We start from the raw sequence: 902 nt of genomic DNA, 5'->3' as shown, positions 1-902 counted from the left end.
CTCCGTCCCAGGTCAGCCGCCCGCCCCGGCGCCCACCTGGGCCAGCAACTCCGCGATGTGCGCGTTGACCAGCTCCGGCTGCTCCAGCATCACCAGGTGCCCGGCGCCCGGTGCGATCACGAGTTCCGCGTCCGGGAGCGCCTCGGCGATGGCCTCACTGTGCGAGCTGGGGGTGATCAGGTCCTTCTCACCACCCAGCACCAGCACCGGCAGGCCGTCGAAGACCGGGAGCGCGGCCGACTTCTCGTGCTCCACGAAGGCCGGGTAGAACTCCGCGACCACATCGATCGGGGTGGCCTCAATCAGCCGCTCGGCGAACCGCGCCACCCCCGGATCCACCTCCTTGGACCCGAACGAGTAGCGCTTGACCAGCCCGGCGAACAGGTCGGCGGTGGCCCGGCGGCCCCGTTCCACCAGCTCGGCCTGCGCCCCCAGGGTGCGCAGCAGCCCGGGCAGCATCCGGCGGGCCGCCTTCACCCCGGCCGCCGGCAGGCCGAAGCTCACCTCCGCCAGTCGGCCGGCGGAGGTGGCCACCAGGGCCACCGCGGCGACCCGCTCGCGCACCAGCTCGGGGTCGTGGGCGGCCAGCGCCATCACCGTCATGCCGCCCATGGAGTGGCCGACCAGCACCAGTGGGCCCTCCGGCGCGGCGGCCTCGATCACCGCCTTCAGATCGCGGCCCAACTGGTCGATGGTGACCGTCGCCCCGCTGTCGCGCTGCGCCCGGCCGCGCTCGGAGCGGGCGTGGCTGCGCTGGTCCCAGTAGACGGCGCGGACCGTGCCGCGCAGTGCCGCCCGCTGGAAGTGCCAGGAGTCCTGGGCCAGGCAGTAGCCGTGGCTGAAGACCACGGTGACCGGCGCGGGCGGGCGGCGGCGGCCGGTCAGCCGGGTGGCTGTCTCTT

At 74.3% G+C, this 902-nt stretch carries 1 protein-coding gene; it reads right to left on the bottom strand.

The window, feature by feature from the left end:
- Positions 1 to 12: 12 nt before the first annotated feature.
- Positions 13 to 902, bottom strand: an 890-nt coding sequence (locus E4099_RS32470; protein WP_135342654.1) for an alpha/beta fold hydrolase, incomplete at its 5' end; no start/stop codon positions are given.

It is taken from the genome of Streptomyces palmae (genome assembly GCF_004684805.1).
Taxonomy (GTDB): domain Bacteria; phylum Actinomycetota; class Actinomycetes; order Streptomycetales; family Streptomycetaceae; genus Streptomyces; species Streptomyces palmae.
This window is presented reverse-complemented; position numbering and strand designations above follow the sequence as displayed.